14 protein-coding genes are annotated in these 19,133 nt (G+C 40.4%); 10 read left to right on the top strand and 4 right to left on the bottom strand.

Annotation, left to right across the window (positions count from 1 at the left end; genetic code table 11):
* Nucleotides 1–11 precede the first annotated feature (11 nt).
* The 7 genes from hppD (at nucleotide 12) to I4Q58_RS07525 (ending at nucleotide 8,738) form a co-directional block, all read left to right on the top strand.
* The gene (gene hppD / locus I4Q58_RS07495) at nucleotides 12–1,151 is read left to right on the top strand and encodes a 4-hydroxyphenylpyruvate dioxygenase (protein WP_203295266.1); all 1,140 of its coding nucleotides are present in this window, start codon (nucleotides 12–14) and stop codon (nucleotides 1,149–1,151) included.
* 102 nt (nucleotides 1,152–1,253) lie between these two features.
* Entirely contained in the window at nucleotides 1,254–2,024 is a 771-nt protein-coding gene (locus I4Q58_RS07500; RefSeq protein ID WP_203295267.1) for a DUF3108 domain-containing protein, read from the top strand.
* 4 nt (nucleotides 2,025–2,028) lie between these two features.
* Nucleotides 2,029–2,997, top strand: a complete 969-nt coding sequence (locus I4Q58_RS07505; RefSeq protein ID WP_203295268.1) for a tryptophan 2,3-dioxygenase family protein — start codon at nucleotides 2,029–2,031, stop codon at nucleotides 2,995–2,997.
* A gap of 4 nt (nucleotides 2,998–3,001) precedes the next feature.
* A complete protein-coding gene (locus I4Q58_RS07510) occupies nucleotides 3,002–4,270 on the top strand; it encodes a M23 family metallopeptidase (RefSeq protein ID WP_236002857.1) in 1,269 nt (422 codons plus the stop codon).
* A 173-nt stretch (nucleotides 4,271–4,443) separates the two neighbouring features.
* Nucleotides 4,444–7,674 carry a TonB-dependent receptor gene (locus I4Q58_RS07515; RefSeq protein WP_203295269.1) on the top strand — a complete coding sequence of 1,077 codons (3,231 nt, stop codon included), beginning with the start codon at nucleotides 4,444–4,446 and terminating at the stop codon, nucleotides 7,672–7,674.
* 118 nt (nucleotides 7,675–7,792) lie between these two features.
* The gene (locus I4Q58_RS07520; protein WP_203295270.1) at nucleotides 7,793–8,194 is read left to right on the top strand and encodes a lipocalin family protein; all 402 of its coding nucleotides are present in this window, start codon (nucleotides 7,793–7,795) and stop codon (nucleotides 8,192–8,194) included.
* Nucleotides 8,195–8,294: 100 nt separating this feature from the next.
* Entirely contained in the window at nucleotides 8,295–8,738 is a 444-nt protein-coding gene (locus tag I4Q58_RS07525) for a hypothetical protein (RefSeq protein ID WP_203295271.1), read from the top strand.
* 136 nt (nucleotides 8,739–8,874) lie between these two features.
* Here I4Q58_RS07525 and I4Q58_RS07530 read toward each other — a convergent pair whose 3' ends face one another.
* The gene (locus I4Q58_RS07530) at nucleotides 8,875–9,318 is read right to left on the bottom strand and encodes a hypothetical protein (RefSeq protein ID WP_203295272.1); all 444 of its coding nucleotides are present in this window, start codon (nucleotides 9,316–9,318) and stop codon (nucleotides 8,875–8,877) included.
* A gap of 10 nt (nucleotides 9,319–9,328) precedes the next feature.
* Entirely contained in the window at nucleotides 9,329–10,390 is a 1,062-nt protein-coding gene (locus I4Q58_RS07535; protein ID WP_203295273.1) for an endonuclease/exonuclease/phosphatase family protein, read from the bottom strand.
* A 131-nt stretch (nucleotides 10,391–10,521) separates the two neighbouring features.
* Here I4Q58_RS07535 and I4Q58_RS07540 point away from each other — a divergent pair, with 131 nt between their 5' ends.
* The 3 genes from I4Q58_RS07540 to I4Q58_RS07550 all read left to right on the top strand — a co-directional run bounded on the left by I4Q58_RS07540 (nucleotide 10,522) and on the right by I4Q58_RS07550 (nucleotide 16,191).
* A complete protein-coding gene (locus I4Q58_RS07540) occupies nucleotides 10,522–13,377 on the top strand; it encodes a carboxypeptidase-like regulatory domain-containing protein (protein WP_203295274.1) in 2,856 nt (951 codons plus the stop codon).
* Between the two features lie 33 nt (nucleotides 13,378–13,410).
* Nucleotides 13,411–15,522: a DUF5689 domain-containing protein gene (locus I4Q58_RS07545; RefSeq protein WP_203295275.1), complete on the top strand. Its 2,112-nt coding sequence runs from the start codon at nucleotides 13,411–13,413 to the stop codon at nucleotides 15,520–15,522.
* 186 nt (nucleotides 15,523–15,708) lie between these two features.
* Complete coding sequence (locus I4Q58_RS07550) at nucleotides 15,709–16,191, top strand: hypothetical protein (RefSeq protein WP_203295276.1); 483 nt, start codon at nucleotides 15,709–15,711, stop codon at nucleotides 16,189–16,191.
* 103 nt (nucleotides 16,192–16,294) lie between these two features.
* Here the strand turns inward: I4Q58_RS07550 and I4Q58_RS15730 are convergent, their stop codons facing one another.
* Together I4Q58_RS15730 and I4Q58_RS07560 are read right to left on the bottom strand one after the other, a co-directional pair.
* Nucleotides 16,295–18,142, bottom strand: coding sequence for an OmpA family protein (locus I4Q58_RS15730; protein WP_317194052.1), 1,848 nt, complete (start codon nucleotides 18,140–18,142; stop codon nucleotides 16,295–16,297).
* Between the two features lie 56 nt (nucleotides 18,143–18,198).
* Nucleotides 18,199–19,113, bottom strand: coding sequence for a PorP/SprF family type IX secretion system membrane protein (locus I4Q58_RS07560; protein WP_203295278.1), 915 nt, complete (start codon nucleotides 19,111–19,113; stop codon nucleotides 18,199–18,201).
* Between the last annotated feature and the right edge of the window lie 20 nt (nucleotides 19,114–19,133).

Raw genomic sequence — 19,133 nt, forward strand, 5'->3', positions numbered from 1 at the left:
AGAATAGAAAAATGAGTACAGATACCACTTCACAAAAACTAAAAAAGGTCGTGCCACAAGCGGAAGATTTTCTTCCTATTTTAGGTACCGACTTTGTCGAATTATATGTAGGAAATGCAAAACAAGCAGCCTACTACTACCAAACAGCTTGGGGCTTTCAACCCGTAGCTTATAGTGGCTTGGAAACAGGCAATAAGAACAGTGTTTCCTATGTGCTTCAACAAGGGAAAATTCGTTTAGTCCTTACCTCTGCGATGGGAGAGGGTGGCGATATTAATCGCCATATCGAAAAACACGGCGATGGTGTTAAAGTTGTAGCACTTTGGGTCGATGATGCTACCAAAAGTTTCGAGGAAACCACCAAGCGTGGCGCAGAACCCTATATGGAACCAACCACTCGTGAAGATAAAAATGGTAAGGTGGTGCTGTCGGGTATTCATACGTATGGTGAAACGGTTCACATATTTGTAGAGCGAAATGCATATGACGGTCCTTTTTTGCCGGGGTATCAACCCATCACGAAATCGTACAGGCCAGAACCGCTTGGGTTGAAGTATATCGACCATATGGTTGGGAATGTAGGATGGAACGAAATGAACAAATGGGTGGAATTCTATGCGAAGGTTATGGGCTTTGCGCAGTTGGTTTCTTTCGATGATAAAGATATTTCCACCGAATACACCGCCTTGATGAGTAAGGTGATGAGCAATGGAAATGGACGCATTAAATTTCCGATAAATGAACCTGCGGAAGGACGAAAAAAATCACAAATTGAAGAATACATCGACTTTTATAACGGTGCAGGTGTTCAGCACATCGCTGTTGCTACCGATAATATCATTGAAACCGTTACCCAGTTGCGCGATCGCGGTGTAGAATTCTTATATGTTCCAGACACCTATTACGATACCGTATTGGATCGTGTAGGTGAAATTGACGAGGATTTGGAGCCGTTAAAGGAATTAGGGGTCTTGATTGACCGTGATGATGAAGGCTATTTGCTTCAGATTTTTACCAAACCGGTGTTGGATAGACCCACCATGTTTTTTGAAATTATCCAGCGAAAAGGGGCGCAATCCTTTGGGAAAGGAAACTTTAAAGCACTTTTTGAAGCTATTGAACGCGAACAAGAATCGCGCGGAACATTGTAAATTTAATTTTTTGAAAATGAGAACTCCATCGGTTATCGGTGGAGTTTTTTTATTTTTGGAATAGATGTTGTAACCCTATTTCCAAAATCATGTCCCAATAGTATGAAACGCCTACTTCTTTTATCTCTTTTGTTACTATCCTTTTACGGGTTTGCTCAGGAGCGTGCCTATGGCGATGGCGAATGGTTTAAATTTAGGGTTCATTACGGCTTTGTAACAGCCGGATATGCTACTCTTGAGGTAGATAACACTAGTTTAAACGGGGTTCCTGTATTTCACGTAAAAGGGGAGGGCCGAACGGTCGGATTATCAAAATTATTTTTTGATGTTGAAGATTATTATCAATCGTATATCGATCAGGATACGGATTTACCCCATCGGTTTATTCGAAAAATCGATGAAGGTGGCCATACCAAGGATATTCAGATAGACTTCGATCATTCCACTGGGATTGCACTCGTGAATAATATTAAGCATGATAAGGTCGATGCAGTTTCGTTCCCTAAGGATGCACAAGATATGGTTTCTGCCTTCTATTATCTCCGGAATTATTTAGATGTTTCCGATATTGAAGAGGGCGATACAATCGATATGAATATGTTTTTTGATAAGGAAAACTATAAATTCCGTTTGAAGTTTCTTGGGCGTGATACCTTAGATACGAAATTTGGAAAAGTTCCTACCCTGAAATTTAGGCCGTATGTTCAAGCAGGAAGGGTTTTCAAGGAAAAGGAAAGCTTGACGGTTTGGGTTACTGACGACAAAAACAAAATGCCAATGCTTATAAAGGCAGATTTGGCGGTCGGTTCGCTAAAGGCAACCTTAACCGAGTTCAAAGGACTACAACATTCCTTCAAAATAATTATGGACTAATAGTATGGCGCTGGATTCCAAAACAGAAAAGCAAATAAAGGAACTTCAAGAGAAGTTTAAAAACTCAGGCCAAGATCTCAATGCATATTTAGAAGGTTTACTCTATGATCGTTATCTTACCTATTGGGATTATATCCATTTAGACACTCTTTTAAGTCTTCAAGTACCCCGAACACATTTTCCCGACGAAGAAATCTTTATCGGGTATCATCAGATTACCGAGCTCTATTTCAAGCTTATTATCCATGAAATAAAACAGGTGCTGGACGATAAGCTTCAACAGGCAGATTTCTTTCAGCAGAAGGCAGCCCGAATCAATCGGTACTTTAAGGTTTTGATCGACTCCTTCGATATTATGATTCGTGGCATGGAACGCGAGCAATTTTTGAAGTTTAGAATGAGTTTATTGCCCGCCAGCGGCTTTCAATCGGCACAATTCAGAATGATTGAAATTTATGCAACACCTTTGGAACATTTAGTCGATGCGTCTGTTCGGGAGGAATTCTCTTCAAAAGAGAGTATCGAGGACTTGTATGAGAATCTTTATTGGAAAAAAGGTGCTACCGATTTGGCTACTAAAGAAAAAACCCTTACCCTTAAACAGTTCGAATATAGGTATACACCGCGTTTTATACGGATTGCAAAGGAAGTTGAAGGCAATACGTTGTACCATAAATTCTTGCAATTACCTGAAACGGAACAAAAAAATGAGCGTCTAATAAAAGAATTACGAAATTTAGACGTTAACGTCAATGTAAACTGGCTACTAATGCATATGGGAGCTGCGTATCGGTATTTAAATAACGATCGCGGGAAGGAAATATCGGCAACAGGCGGTACCAATTGGAAGCAATTTCTACCACCTAGTTTTCAAAAAGTGCATTTTTTTCCTAATCTTTGGAGCCAAAATGAAAAAGAAAATTGGGGTCGCGAGTGGGTGACCCATACGTTTAACACTGAAAAACAGAAGTAACAATTTGAAAAGGATTTTTATGTTAGGGTTGTCTGTCGTACTTCTTGCGGCTTGCAACAGTGGAAATGAAGAGATAGCAAAAGTAATAGAGAAGAAGGAAACCGCCCCAAAGCTGGTCGAGGAATACGGCTATATACTTAACAATTTCAATGTGATACGCGATACGGTTCGCCCTGGCGATACCTTTGGCGATATTCTCAATGCTAATGGCGTACCACAGTCCAAAATTTTTGAAGTGGCAACTAAGTTCCAGGATACCTTCGATGTACGTCGGATGGTCGTTGGAAAACCTTATGTGTTGTTGAATGCCAAAGATACAACCAATACTACTCAAGTATTCATTTACGAAAAGAACAAGGTAGATTATGCCGTCGTCGATTTACGCGATGAGGTAAAATCGTTTACTTCAGAAAAGCCGGTTACCTATCGGGAACGTTCTGCTTCTGGAGTTATTACGAGCTCATTATCTGAAACGATGGCCGAACAGAATTTATCGCCCTACATGAGTGAACGATTGGCCAATATTTATGCTTGGACAGTCAATTTCTTTCACTTACAGGAAGGCGATCGCTTTAAGGTCGTGTATACGGAAAAGTTTATTAACGATTCGATACCGGCTGGGATTCATGAAATAAAGGCAGCACTTTTTGAGCATAGAGGTGCGCCTTTGTATGCTTTCAGTTATGAAACGCCCATGGACAGTGTAGGTAGAAGTGTTATCGATTTTTATGATGAAAATGCGGACAATCTTCGACGCGCCTTCTTGAAATCGCCAATCAAATTCAATTACCGTATATCATCCCGATATAATCTTAAGCGCCGTATCAAGTATTACGGGTATAAACTTCGTCCGCACAAAGGAACCGATTTCGCGGCACCATTGGGTACGCCGATTCTCGCAACGGCAGATGGTACCGTCACCAAATCGGAGCGTCGCGGCGGGAATGGAAACTACGTCAAAATTCGCCATAACAGCACTTTCGAAACCCAATACCTTCATATGAAGCAACGTAAGGTGAAGGTGGGCGATTACGTTCGTCAAGGAGAAGTTATTGGCTGGATTGGGATGACTGGTAATACGGGTGGTCCGCACGTTTGCTACCGTTTCTGGAAAAACGGAAAACAAGTAGATCCATTTAAGCAGGATTTACCTATGAGCAAGCCTATGGAAGAAGAACTTCGTCCGGCATACTTCAATTACATGATACCCCTAAAGGATCAATTGGATTGTATCCCCTATAAGGAAAACAATACCGAAGCCATACTCCTATAAGTCAAGATGTTGATAAGCTGTTAGCAAATAAAATACTTGTAGTCAGCATCTTACGATTTTCATAGTTACCTTAATTGGGTGTAAATTTCTTCACATTTTCTTAACCTTTGAAAAGAGGTTTAAAGAGGAGATGAGACGTAATTTTGCATCAAATTTTAACAAACTTCATAACTATGAAAAAACTATTACTCTTAGTATTTGTACTAGGTGCAACGTTCAGTATGTTTGGGCAAGGGGTAACGACTTCTGCCATAAACGGAAAGATAACGGATGCACAAGGCGAAGCGCTTCCTGGAGCCAACGTTGTGGCTGTCCACAATCCTTCAGGTACGCGTTACGGTGCTATCTCCGATTTCGACGGGTTTTATCGCATCGTTAACATGCGTGTGGGCGGTCCCTACACCATCACCATCACATTTGTTGGATATGAGGAATTCGTTCGCGAGAACGTGTATTTACAGCTAGGTGATTCTGAAGAGATAGATGCTACAATGGCAGAAACTGAAAATGCTTTAGATGAAGTCGTAATTACCGCTCAGTCTAATGGTGTGTTTGACTCTGGAAAAACGGGTGCTGAAACAAATGTTTCTACTAGAGAAATTCAAACGCTTCCTTCCGTTTCAAGAGGAATTGGAGATTTTGTTAGAAAAACGCCACAGGCATTGGTGGCTGAATCTGGAGCTATTTCCCTAGCAGGTCAGAATAACCGATACAACTCTATCTATTTGGACGGTACGGTTAATAATGATGTATTTGGATTAGCAGCTTCTGGAACAAACGGTGGACAAACGGGAGTGAATCCTTTGTCTGTAGATGCAATCGAATCCTTTCAGGTAAACCTTTCGCCTTTCGATGTTCGGCAATCTGGTTTCTCTGGAGGTGCTATTAACGCTATTACACGATCTGGTGACAACGAGTTGCAAGGATCAGCTTATTATTATTTGAGAAACGAAAGTTTAGCTGGAAAAACACCCGTTGATATCGATGCCGATAATCGTGAAAAATTAGATGAATTTACGGCACAGCTATACGGAGCTAGAATTGGAGGTCCTATCATAAAAGATAAACTGTTCTTCTTTGTAAACTACGAGCGACAAGAAGAAGAAACCCCGCAACCGTTTAATTTCGGACAATACACGGGCGACTCTAGTTTGGAAGAAATCAACGCGCTTCGACAAGGTCTTATAGATGTTTTTGGTTATAACCCTGGTGGTTTTGCAAATAACACTCGAATGTTAACTAGCGATAAATTTACAATTCGCTTAGATTATAATATCGATTCTAAAAACTCTATTACGGCGAAGCATAATTATGTAAATGCAGAACAAACTTCACCGAACTCATCTAGTTTCCGATCGATTAACTTTTTGAATAGCGGCGTATACTTCCCTTCAACTACGAACTCATCGACTGTAGAATGGAGCACTAGTAATGGGGATAACTTAGCGAACAATTTACGAATTGGTTATACTACCGTTGTCGACGACCGTGGTCCTTTAGGTGATCCATTTCCAGCGGTTACCATTCGTGATGGTATCGGCGAAATTAGCTTTGGTTCCGAGCCATTTTCAACAGCTAACTTGTTGGAGCAAGATGTGTTTACAGTAACCAATAACTTCTCTATCTTCTCTGGAGCACATAATATTACCATTGGAGCAAATTTTGAATACACAGATGTCTTGAACGTTTTCTTTGGTCAAAACTTTGGAGACTATACGTTTGATAGTCTTGCCGATTTTAATACATATTTGGACGGAATGCCAGGGAATGAAGTTCCTGCAGACGATTTCTTCTATAATTATTCCTTGATAGGAGGTACGGGCGATAGCAGTCAAGGTGCGGCAGAATTTACCTACACTCAATTAGGATTTTATGTACAGGATGAAGTTGATTTGACAGATGACGTAAAGGTTTCGGCTGGATTGCGTGTCGACATTCCGTATTTCGAGGATGGTGCGGTAAATGAAGACTTCAATACTCGAACCATTCCATTATTGGAGTCCTTTGGTAAGGATCTTCAGGGAGCCGAAGTTGGGAAGAAAATTCGAAGCTTACCCCATATCGCCCCGCGTCTTGGATTCAACTGGGACGTGAATGGTGAAAAGAAGACACAAGTAAGAGGTGGTCTTGGTATCTTTACCTCAAGGATTCCGTTGGTATGGCCTGGAGCAACTTACAACAACAACGGGTTAACGACTGGTTTCTCTGCAGGATTTCTACAAGACGATCCAGTATTCTTTAATCCTAATGTAGACGAACAGCCCGTAACCTCAGTTCCTGGTACCGGAGCGGTAGGTGGAAATGTTGATATATTTACACCTGATTTTAAGTTGCCGCAGACGATGAAATATAATATCGCAGTAGATCAAAAGCTTCCATTTTGGAATTTAATAGCTTCTGCAGATTTCTTGTACAACGACGTTATCACAAATGTCTTCTATGAGAACTTGAACATCCGACCAGCAGTGGGTACCTTGAACGGGGCCGATAACCGTCCGTATTATAACGATAGCAACCCAATCGATGATACTTATGGTCGTATTATCCTTGGTTCGAATACAGGACTGGGATACTCTTATAATGCGACATTCTCTATCACCAAGCCGTTCCAAAACGGATTCTCTGGCCAAGTGGCCTATACCTATGGTGAAGGTGAATATGTTTTTGAAGGGACCTCTTCGCAAAATAGCTCGCAATGGAGAAACTTGATAACTGTAAATGGTAAGAATGCAAATCCAAGAGCTACAAATTCACAGTTTGCAACAGGTCATAGAGTTTCTGCAAATGCTTTGTATGAAGTTGAATGGAATGATAATCTTAAAACCACTGTTGGATTGTTCTATAATGGTCAGGAAGGAAGTCCTTATAGCTTTACCTATAATGAAGGACGTGATCTTTTGAATGATGATTCTAGAGACAATGCCTTGATTTATATTCCTGCCAATGAATCTGAAATCAATTTGGTGCCTATTACCGATGGTGATGGAAACATCGTTGTTTCTGCCGAAGATCAATGGACAGCCTTAGATCAATTTATTGAAGGTAATGAATACCTCCGTGACCGTCGTGGTAAGTATGCCGAAAACAATGGAGCCAGAGGACCATGGAACCATATTATTGATTTGAAGTTCTTACAGGATTTTGCTCTAAACGTAGGGGGTAAAAAGCATACGCTTCAAGCATCATTGGATATCTTCAACTTTACCAACCTTATTAATAAGGAATGGGGAGTTCGGAAATTTATTCCAAGCCAAATAGGATTGATCACTACTGAATCAGATGGTCCCGATCCAGAATTCACTTTCGATCCTGCATTCCTTGATGGAATTGAGGAAATTGATGATAGCGGAATCCAATCTTCAAGATGGCAGATGCAAGTTGGGTTACGTTATATTTTCAACTAAAGAGAATTTAGAACTATTTTACAAAACCGCTCTTCTCTCGAGGAGCGGTTTTTTTATACCTGCTAAATCCAGCTATTTGGAAATTTTGTATCTTAGAAAAACATCAATAGATATCATCATGAAAGTATTTTCGATTTTTTTGGCAGTTTTACTGTTTTGTTCTTCTTGCAAAAGTGATGACGATGATGTTTCAGGTGAAGTGGATTTGGTGGGCACGTGGACTTTAATTGAAGTTTATGGTGATCCTGGTGATGGTAGCGGCTCTTTTGAATCGGTAACTTCCGACAAGAAATTGGTATTTCAATCAGACGGCACCATTACCTCTAATGGATTGATGTGCGACATGACCACTGATACCGCTACATCTTCAAGCGGAACTTATTCTGAAACTGAGTCAACATTCAATTCCGACGATTGTAATAATCCCGATTATAATTATCCGTTTGAAAGAAACGGAAATATTTTAATTGTCTCTTATCCTTGTATAGAAGCATGTCAAGCAAAGTATCGGAAGGAATAGTCTATTCTATAGATATTAGAATTGTATCACCGTTCTTTTATTAGAGAACGGTTTTTTTGTTGAATTCCCTACCTTTGAAATACTAAAAACACTACAAACTATGTATACAACCGTTCAATTTGTTCATTCTTGGTGGGCGTACCTCGTCCTTTTTATGTTGGTTATCGCTACTATTAATGGTATCGCTGGAATGGCAACCAAACGTGAATATGGTCCGAAAGATTTCAGGATTGCACTTTTCACCTTAATCGTTACCCATATTCAATTGCTCATAGGACTCGTACTTTATTTTATTTCGCCATTAGGGCTTTCGTCTATTACCAATAATGGAATGGGAACGGTAATGAAGGATTCCATGTTGCGATTATATGCTGTTGAACATCCATTAATAATGATTCTTACCATAGTATTTGTAACCATTGGATACTCGAGACATAAGAAAAAGCTAACCTCGCGTCCAAAATTCAAGGCGCTGGCTATTTTCTATGCGATAGGTTTGATCTTGATGCTAAGCAGAATTCCTTGGCAACAATGGTTCGATTAAAAAGATTGAAATAAAAAAAAGCGGTTCACATACGAACCGCTTTTTTTATACATAAAATCAGGTTTTAGTTAGACCTTATATGATGCAATGTTCTGCAAGCAATTACGTTTTAAGTGCTTGTAAGTTGTAATTTCTATTAATTCAAATCTTGATTCGTAATAGTTAGGGTATATTCAAAAGTATCCAAGCCACCATCATTTGATATTCTGTCGGTTAATACCCAACTATCATCATCAATTGGACTCATGGTGTAAACTTCGGTCATAACTTGATTAATTTCTCTAAACAACCTTATTTCGCTCAAGGAATTTGTGGGTCGAGGATTTCCGTTGATCATTTCATCTTGGAGGATGAGCGTTGAACTGTTGGAGCTAACCGATTTTGTGTCATCTAGTTCATTTCCGTCCTCATCTGAAGTGATAAATTCGATTTGAAGATCGAAGTCAGTTTTGTTGTCAATGATGAAATTTGAATATCCAAGATATTCTATTTCTATTATTGCGTCGTCGCTTTCATCACTACATGACGTAATCATAAATGTGACAATTAATAAACTCAAGAATGTTCTTACTTTTCTCATTTTCTTATTTTTAATCGTTACTTACAACTTCCTTTATAAGGTAAATATAAACTGGAAAGTGATCGCTATAACCTCCCGTAAATCCATTAACAAAACTTCGGTAGGGATACCCTTGGTAACGTCCCCTTGGATTCGCTAAGTAACTTTTGTTGTAAACACCCGCCTTATAAAAGCGATAGGTAGCGTAGTCCTTTTTCAGGAGTTCATGCGAAACAATCATCTGATCGAATAAGTTCCAGCTATCACGCCATGCTAAGGTCCCAATGCCTTTATCGTACATTTCCTCCATCGGATTGTACAATTCTTTTATATCGACATCATCTCTATTCTCCTTGGCTTCCAATACTTCCTTTACACTAGGACTCGTAGGATCGTCGTTTAGGTCGCCCATGGTAATGATCTTGGCATAGGGATCTTCACTAAAGAGCGAATCGATAATCTTCTTATTCAATTCTGCAGCGCGCATACGTTTCGGACGGCTACGAGCTTCACCACCACTTCTTGAAGGCCAGTGATTCACGATAACATGTATCTTTTCACCATCCAACATACCGCTTACCAATAACTGATCTCGGGTATAGACACGCTTCGTACGATCATCCTCATCGTAAATCATCAAAGGATACGCCTTATAATTTGTTGGAGTGAACAGTCGCTTTTGATATAGTAATGCCACATCGATGCCTCGTCGGTCGGGCGAATCGAACTGAATAATACCATAATTCTTATCAACCAAAGGCTCTTGGTTTACCAAATCGTCCAATACACGTCGGTTTTCGCTTTCACAAACCCCGAGAAGGGCAGGAGAAGTACCGGTAACATCGCTTCCGATTTCAGCGATTACCTTCGCCATATTCTTCAACTTAGCTTCGTAAATTTCTTTCGTCCAATGGTCCTTTCCTTCAGGCGTGCGGTCATCGTCAAATGTAACAGGATCATCCTCATAATCGAAGAGATTTTCCAAGTTATAAAAGGCAATTGTGTTCACCTTATATTGCTTTTCCTGTTGTGCATAAAGTGATACCGAAAGGCTAAAAATCAGTACTAGGGAAAGGATATTTCTTCCAATCATAAACATAGATTAAGTTATTGTAAAATGTTTTTCAAAAGCTGCGCCAAAAGTAGCTAATTCATTTAAAAAATGTAGTTTTGTGCCCCATTTATAACAATTATTTAATCTCTTACAAACCAATTACTTTTCGAATGAAACATTTCATTTTAACCTTGTGTGTTGGGCTGCTAGTGGCAACTTCTGCGTTTGCGCAACAAACGGTTGTAATGGGTAAGGTAGTAGATGCAAACTCTACCGAACCGATTCCAGACGTTGAATTGCGAATAGAAGATAGCCCATTTGATGCGACTTCCAATGCAAAAGGTGAATTTCGTATGGCCGATGCTGCCTTGCCATTAGGCGAGCAAGTATTGGTAATAACAAAATCAGGTTATACCACGCAACGCATGCCGATCGTGATTCAACAAGGACAAACCTTGAATATTGAATCGATCTTACTGGAACTCGACTTAAGTGAAGTAGAGGCCCAAATCGGGATTATCAGTCTTTCCGATAACGAACTAGATCAAGACGAAGGAACGGCGTACAATATTTCAGGATTGCTTCAGGCTTCAAGAGATGTATTCTTGAATGCTGCAGCCTTCGATTTTAGCGCAACCTTTTTCCGTCCCCGTGGACTCGACAATGCCAACGGTAAAGTACTTATCAATGGTATTGAAATGAATAAAATGTTCGATGGTCGTCCACAGTGGAGCAACTGGGGTGGATTGAACGATGCACAGCGAAACCGTGAATTCTCCATGGGCCTTCAACCAAACGATTATGCGTTTGGAGGTATTGCAGGTACCACGAACATCATTATGAGAGCGTCTCAATACCGTGAGGGTGGACGTGTATCGTATGCGGCGGCAAACAGAAGCTATAAAGGACGTATTATGGGATCGTATAACAGTGGTCTCGACCAAAATGGTTGGGCCTATTCTGTATTGGTGTCGCGTCGTTTTGGCGATGAAGGGTATATCGATGGAACCTTATACGATGCAAACTCCTTCTTTGCTTCAGTAGAGAAAAAACTAAGTGAAGCACACAGCCTTAACTTTACAGGATTTTATACACCTAACCGAAGAGGTCGTTCTACGGCTATTACGGAAGAGATGTACGATCTTAAAGGAAGAACTTATAACCCTAACTGGGGTTATCAGGATGGTGAAATTCGAAACAGCCGTACTCGTGAAATCGAGGAGCCTGTTTTAATGTTGAATCATTATTGGAATATTTCTGATAACACTCTTTTGAATACAAACGTAGCCTATCAATTTGGTAAGATTGGGAATACTCGAATCGATAACGGTGGTACACGATTGGTTACCAATGCGAATGGTGTTGAAGTATATGAAGGAGGTGCTCGAAACCCGTTCGGAAACTATTACCAACGACTGCCCAGCTATTTCCTTCAAGACGATAATCCTACGCCTTTGGACTATCAAAAAGCGTATTTGGCAGAGCAAGAATTTATTGCTGATGGTCAGTTGAATTGGAGAGAATTATATGCTGCCAACCTAGCCCTTCGAGAAAATGGCGGGAATTCGGTATACGCTATTCAGGAAGATCGTAACGACGATACGCAACTGAGCATTAACTCAATTTTTAATACCTCACTTACAGAAAACATCCTTTTAAACGGAAATGTTAGTTTCCGTACCTTGAAGAGTGAAAACTTTGCAGAATTGAAGGACCTTTTAGGTGGAACTGGCTATTTGGATGTGGATTTCTTTGCAGGCGACGATGCCGATGCACAGCAAGTGGAAGTAGGTGATGTTGCGCAAAGTGATTTAAACAATAGAAACAGAATTGCCGTTGAAGGCGATCGCTATAAGTATAACTATGAGCTTACGGCAAATGAACTATCAGGATTTGCGCAGGCACAGTTTAAATATAATCTAGTCGATTTCTACGGAGCGGCGATGGTTTCAAATACAACCTATCAGCGAAACGGTCTTTTCGAAAATGGAAACTTCCCTGGTGAGCGTTCTTTCGGAGAAAGTGAAGAGTTGAATTTTTCAAATTACGGTGTAAAAGCGGGTGCTACTTTTAAAGTAACAGGTCGTCACCTAATCGATTTGAATGCAGGATACCTTACAAAAGCGCCTACTTTGCGTAACTCATTCAGCAATGCACGTCAGAATAACGATGTTGTTATCGGATTGGATAGTGAAAAAATTACCAGTGCCGATCTTAGCTACATTTATCGTTCGCCTATCATTAAAGGACGCCTTACTGGTTTTTATACCAATATTAAGGACGCTACCGACATCGGATTCTACTTTACAGAGAATCTTGGTGGATTGGGTCTAGAACAGGATGCTTTCGTTCAGGAAGTAGTTACAGGTATTGAAACACGTAATATGGGCTTGGAACTTGGGGTTGAAGCGCAAGTAACGCCAACCGTGAAGTTAAAAGCTGCCGGTTCCTTGGCACAGTATTTATATGCGAACAACCCAAATTTATATTTAACAAGCGACGATTTTGATGGACCGTTAACCTTTGGCGATGGCACTACAAATCTTGAGAACTATCACGTTGCTAGCGGACCAGAACGTGCCTTCCAACTAGGCTTCGAATATCGCGATCCAGATTTCTGGTGGATTGGTGCTACCACCAATTACTTCAGTAATGCGTATCTTGATGTAAACAATCTGTCTCGTTCGGCAGCCTTTACAACCGACTTCGACGGTCAGCCAATTCCGGAATACGACGCCGAAGTTGCAAACGATTTATTGGCGCAGGAAGAGTTTGATGACTATATTCTTGTAAACGTAGTAGGAGGGAAGTCTTGGAAGATCAACGATTACTATGTTGGATTCTTTGCCACAATCAATAATGTTTTTGATGAAGACTACCGAACCGGTGGTTTCGAGCAAGGAAGAAAGTCGAATTACCGCGATGTATTGGAAGATCAATCCAATCCGAATGGTGCCGTATTCGGACCGCGTTATTTCTTTGGGTACGGTACAACCTATTATGTAAACCTATACGTACGATTCTAATAAAAACTGAATACCTTTAATAATCATATTACAATGAAAAAATTTAATCTGTATAATCTAACAATCCTGTTCCTGGTTGCAATGGTAACCTTCTCCTGTGTTCAGGATGATGAATTTGAAGTGCCCGATACCAATCCGGTCGATGTAAACATTGAGGGTAACGAGATCTCTATCGCCGATGTTCGCGATCTTCAGCAACAAGAAGAAACCAACAATGGGGAACCTATCCTTACATTTGAAGGAACCAACAACTATATTTCTGGATATGTAGTTTCTAGTGACGAAGCTGGAAACTTTTTTGAAGAATTGATTCTTCAGGATAGCCCAGAGAACCCAACCATCGGTATTCGTGTGGTAATCGATGAAAGTCCTTTATTTACAAGATATGAGTTAGGCCGCAGAGTTTTTGTGAAACTTGATGGCCTTACTGTTGGATACGATAGCGGTGTTCTAACGTTAGGAATCAACGAAGAAGGTGGTGTCGGATCTATTCCTGCTCCGTTGGAAGAAGACTTTTTGGTACGCAGTAGCGAAGTAGCTGAATTAGTACCTACCCAGAAGTCCGTTTCTTCTCTTTCACCAAGTGATGTGAACACATTGGTACAGGTTCAAAATGTACAATTCTCTGCCACTGCTTTAGGTAAAACATTGGCAGCAGAGCCAAGTGACGATTTTGATGGAGAGCGTTTGTTGGAAAGCTGTTCAGATGGTGAAACGTTACTTTTCAGTACAAGTACCTTTGCCGATTTCAAATCGGTTCAGGTTCCTGAAGGTTCAGGTACTATTACTGGAGTGTATTCCTTAAACTTCTTTGGCGATACTCCAATCATTTCAATCAATAGCATTGAGAATTTGAACTTAGACGGAGAGCGATGCGATGTTTCCCAAAGCTTGGAAATTACAACTACTATTGGCGAAATTCGCGATATGTACAACGGTAGTACTATGGTTTTCGCTCCAGGAAGTGAAACCGTTTTTGAAGGATACGTAGTTTCAAGTGATCAAGCTGGAAACTTCTTCAAGAATATCTTTATTCAAGATAGCCCAGTAAACCCAACAGCTGCTATTCAGATCTTAGCAGACGATAACGATTTGTTCCAAGCATATCCTCCAGGATCGAAAGTAATTGTGCGTGCAGACGGTCTTTATTTAGGAGAATCATTCGGTGTGTTGTCATTAGGATTCCCTGATGGTGACTTTATCGGTAGAATCGAGCAAGGTCAGGTAGGAAACTACGTTATCAATACTGGAGAGAATGCTACGATTGTTCCTACACCTGCAATGGTTGGTGCTAATGGACTTACAATTGAAGTAGAAGATAATGGTCAAACTACTGAAGTTCCAGCTCCAGAAGGCATCTTAGTAGATGTACAGAGCGTACAAGTGGTTCCAGGTGAAGTAGGACAAGCCTATGCATTCTATGCCGGTACAGATTCTGCAAACAGAACAGTTGAAAGCTGTATTACCGACAACACCATTATTTTACGTAATAGCGGATTTGCAGATTTTGCAAGCTTACCGTTCCCAACTGGACAAGGTAATATCGTTGCGGTTAACAGTGAATATAATGGGACACCACAGTTGGTAATTCGTGACGAAAACGACGTGAATCTTGATGGTGACCGTTGCGACCCAATTGAAGGTTTCTTCTTTGAGGATTTTGAAAGCTACTCCGATATCAATGGTTTGGAAGCTGCAGGTTGGACAAATGTAAATGTAAGTGGCGGAAGTACGGAGTGGTTAATCGGAAGTTTCGATAATAACAAATACGCTCAGATTTCAGGATTTAATTCTGGTGCCAGTGAAATTGATGTTTGGTTGGTAACGCCAGCGATTAACATGGATAGTACAGAGAATGAGAACCTGACGTTCGATGTTCAGACAAACTTTGATACTGGTGAAATTTTGACGTTGTATTATTCAACAGATTTTGCCGGCGATCCTACTACTGCCACATGGACACAATTGAATGTTAATATTCCTTCTGGTCCGTCTAGTGGTTTTGGAACCTTCCAAAACGTAGGAAATGTGGATGTATCGAACCTTTCGGGTGACGTATACTTCGGGTTCTTCTACGAAGGAAGCGATCCATCGGATACCACACGTTACCATGTAGATAACGTTTCAGTATTTCAGCAACAATAGGAATTCCACTTATAAATTTAAAAAAGCACCCTGTGATCAGGGTGCTTTTTTTATGGATTGACATTAACATGTCATCTGTGCTTAGAGTTAAATGACATGGGTTATAGTAAGTATTGCATTCCTTTAGTTCGGATAAATTTGTGTTTCTTTGAATACATTTCTGAGCAAATCTGATTAGCCTCTACTATGACTTTAAATCTACATTGGAAGAAAAAATTCTTTTCAAATCAGTATCGAATTTTTGAAAATGGCCATGAGGTTGGTGGCCTTAAAGATCAGCCTTTTTCCAATACAACTACTGCGGGATTAAAGGGTCAGAAATATACCTTTAAAACAACCGGATTCTTCAAAAGACATACTGAAGTTCTAGATGCTTCGAACAATGTCGTTGCAGAGATTGAATATGGAAACTGGATGCGAACAGCTTCCATTTCAATTAAAGGATATGTATACTCATGGAAATATGATAATACTTGGAATACGAAATGGAGTATCCAGAACGATAAGGGAACTGAAATTTACTATGCCGGTTCTTCAACAAAAGGAGAGATTAAGGCGAATGTAGAGGATGCCGTGCTCGTTTTAGCCGGGCTTTTTATTACCAACTATTACTGGCAGACTGCTGTGGCGGTAATGATTGCTATCATGATTCCAATCATGGTAAGTTAGCCCTAAATCCTGATTCAAGAAGCGATATTTTTTAAGAGAATGAAAATAAAAAAACCTGCTTAGGAAATGCCTAAGCAGGTTTTTATAAATCGGTGTTTTACGATTATTGCGCTACAATGATGAATTCAGAACGACGGTTTTCTAAGTGCTCTTCTTCTGTACAGTTCATACCACACGTATTGATAGGTCGCTGTTCTCCGAAGCCTTCACCGCTAATACGGTCTTTAGAAATTCCTTTCGAAATAACATATTGAACCGTAGATTGTGCACGGCGTTCCGATAGATTTTGGTTGTAACGGTCGCTACCGCGAATATCGGTATGACTTTCAACCTTAATCTTCATGTCTGGATATTTTTCCATCAACGTTACAAGCTTATCTAGTTCGAAAGCTGCCTGTGGACGGATATTACTCTTATCGAATTCGAAATAGATTGGGTTGAGTACCACTTTATCGTCTTCGATAATTTCTTCAATCGGACGAAGCGCGATAGTGGTATCTATTTCCGTATCACTTGCAGCGTCTACTTCGGTAGCGTTGCTTTCATAGTTGGAAAGACTTGCTTGTACAACATGATCCTGATCGCAGGCCGCTACAAATTCAGCCATACCGTTGGCATCGGTCGTTTTCGTAGCTAAGCGATTCTCTTTCGAGTCGTAAAGGGCTACTGTAGCACCCGATAGCGGTTGGTCGCTGTTACTATCTTTCACCATCACGTTAATCATTACTTCACAAAGCTTGTTGATACCGTAGATGTCATCGCTTCCCTTTCCGCCACTACGGTTAGAAGAAACATAACCTTCATTTGTATTCGAATCGTATCGAATAGCGAAATCGTCTTTAGGGCTATTGATGCCTTTCCCCATATTTTCTACATCTCCAAAACCGCTTCCGCTGGCTTCAGCATAGAAGACATCCAATCCACCTAACCCTAAGTGACCATCACTAGAGAAGTACAAGGTTCCGTTATCATCAACAAATGGGAATACCTCTTTTCCTTCCGTATTGATACCGCTTCCCAGATTTACTGGTTCGCCAAACGTTCCATCAGCTGAAACAGATACCTTATAAAGATCGGCGCCTCCCATTCCTCCTGGCATATCACTAGAGAAATATAAAGTGTTGCCATCTTTACTTAGCGCTGGATGACCGACAGAATATTCGTCGTTATTGAAAGGAGCAGATTGTATATCCTTCCACTCGCCACCTACCTTATCGGCGTAGAAAAGGTTGATTTGATTCACTCCGGCTGAGCTCTTATCGTAGTCGCCATCGTAGTAGTCGTTTCTATCGAAATACATGCGCTTGCCATCGGCTGAAATTACCGCATTACTTTCATGGTATTTAGTGTTCACATCACCTTCTACTAAATTTGCGTTCTTAACAGTATTTCCGACGATTTGTGCTTTGTATAAGTCTAAAAAGGGCTCTTCGTTCCAATTATAGGTTTTACGGCTGGTATTACGCCCTGAAGCAAAGTAGAAGTCGTTGTCGACCACGGTTCCTCCAAAATCGGAATACTTGCTGTTCAGATCTTTTAGGTTGGTTACGGTATACTTTTCACGACCTTCCATGATCATCGGAATATAATTCGGATTTTTCATGAACTCTTTCGCACGCGAATCGTTTGGCTTCATCTGTGCGAATTTCTTCATATACGAATTATACTCACTGAACTCTTGATTTGCTTTTAATACTTGTGCGTAGTTGTAGACGATTTCGGCGTCTGTTTCTGGCTTATCGACTACTCTCTTATAGTAGCGTTCGGCATTTTTAGTGTCGTTGATATAATAATAGCTATTCCCGAGTTGGGTATAGACATAATCGTCTGCCTTTCCTTTTTTAACCAATTTAAGATAGGCTTCGGCAGCATCGGTGTAAGCCAATTGTTCATAAAGTTCGTCGGCTTTTTCTGTCTGCTTGTTTTGTGCAACCAAGAGTGTTGTGCTCAAGGTTAATAAAACTATAGTGTAAAATTTTCTCATCTTGAATCTAACTTAAATTATAATTAAAAGAACCTTGGTGAACGTAACACACGCTCCTTGAAGAAGATATCGAAGGTAACGATAACTTCATGCGAAGAAGGGGCTACTTCTTGAATATCTGAAACGACTCTATCGTATGCATAGCCTACACGGATATTTGGTGTAACCTGAAACCCAACCAAACCACTAAACGAGTCATCTAAACGATAGGAAGCTCCTAATTCGAAGCGATCGTAGAAAAGGGCATTAAGGTTAGCATCGAACGATAAAGGTCCATCAAAACTTGATTTAACCATGGTAGATGGTTTCAACTTGAAGTTTTCGGAAAGTTGGAAAACATATCCAGCAGTAACAAAGTAATGTTGAATCTCCGCGCCATATTTGAGTCCATTTTCATCTAGGTGGACAGATTCCAAAAAGTTCGGTACCGAAGCGCCGACATAGAAATTGTCGTTGTATAGGAATAATCCAGCCCCCACGTTTGGATAGGTATTATTAATGTTCTCTGAAAAGAAAGGATCAGTTGGATCAATTAAGTCAACGTCAGTGAGCCCCACATCATGGAATGTTGCACCTGCCTTCACACCTAAAGCTAACTTGATGGTTTCGCTCATTTGGAGTGTATAGGAGAAATCGGCATACACATTAGTTTCTTTTACAGGGCCTAATTCATCCTTGATAGCCGAAAGTCCTAATCCAACATTGCTTCCAACTGGCGAATGTGCTGAGAAGGTTATGGTTTCAGGAGCTCCGTCAAGTCCCGACCACTGTCTTCTGTACAAACCAGTAATATTTAAGCTTTCCTTTGAGCCAGCATATGCAGGGTTGATAACACTCTGATTATACATATACTGAGTATACTGTGGGTCCTGCTGCGCAGACGCATCGTGAGCGAAGAGGATGCCAACAATAAAAATTACTAGAGGTATTTTTTTCATCGTATTCAAATTAATTATTC

The sequence above is a fragment of the Luteirhabdus pelagi genome, assembly GCF_016827595.1.
Classification (GTDB): Bacteria; Bacteroidota; Bacteroidia; order Flavobacteriales; family Flavobacteriaceae; genus Luteirhabdus; species Luteirhabdus pelagi.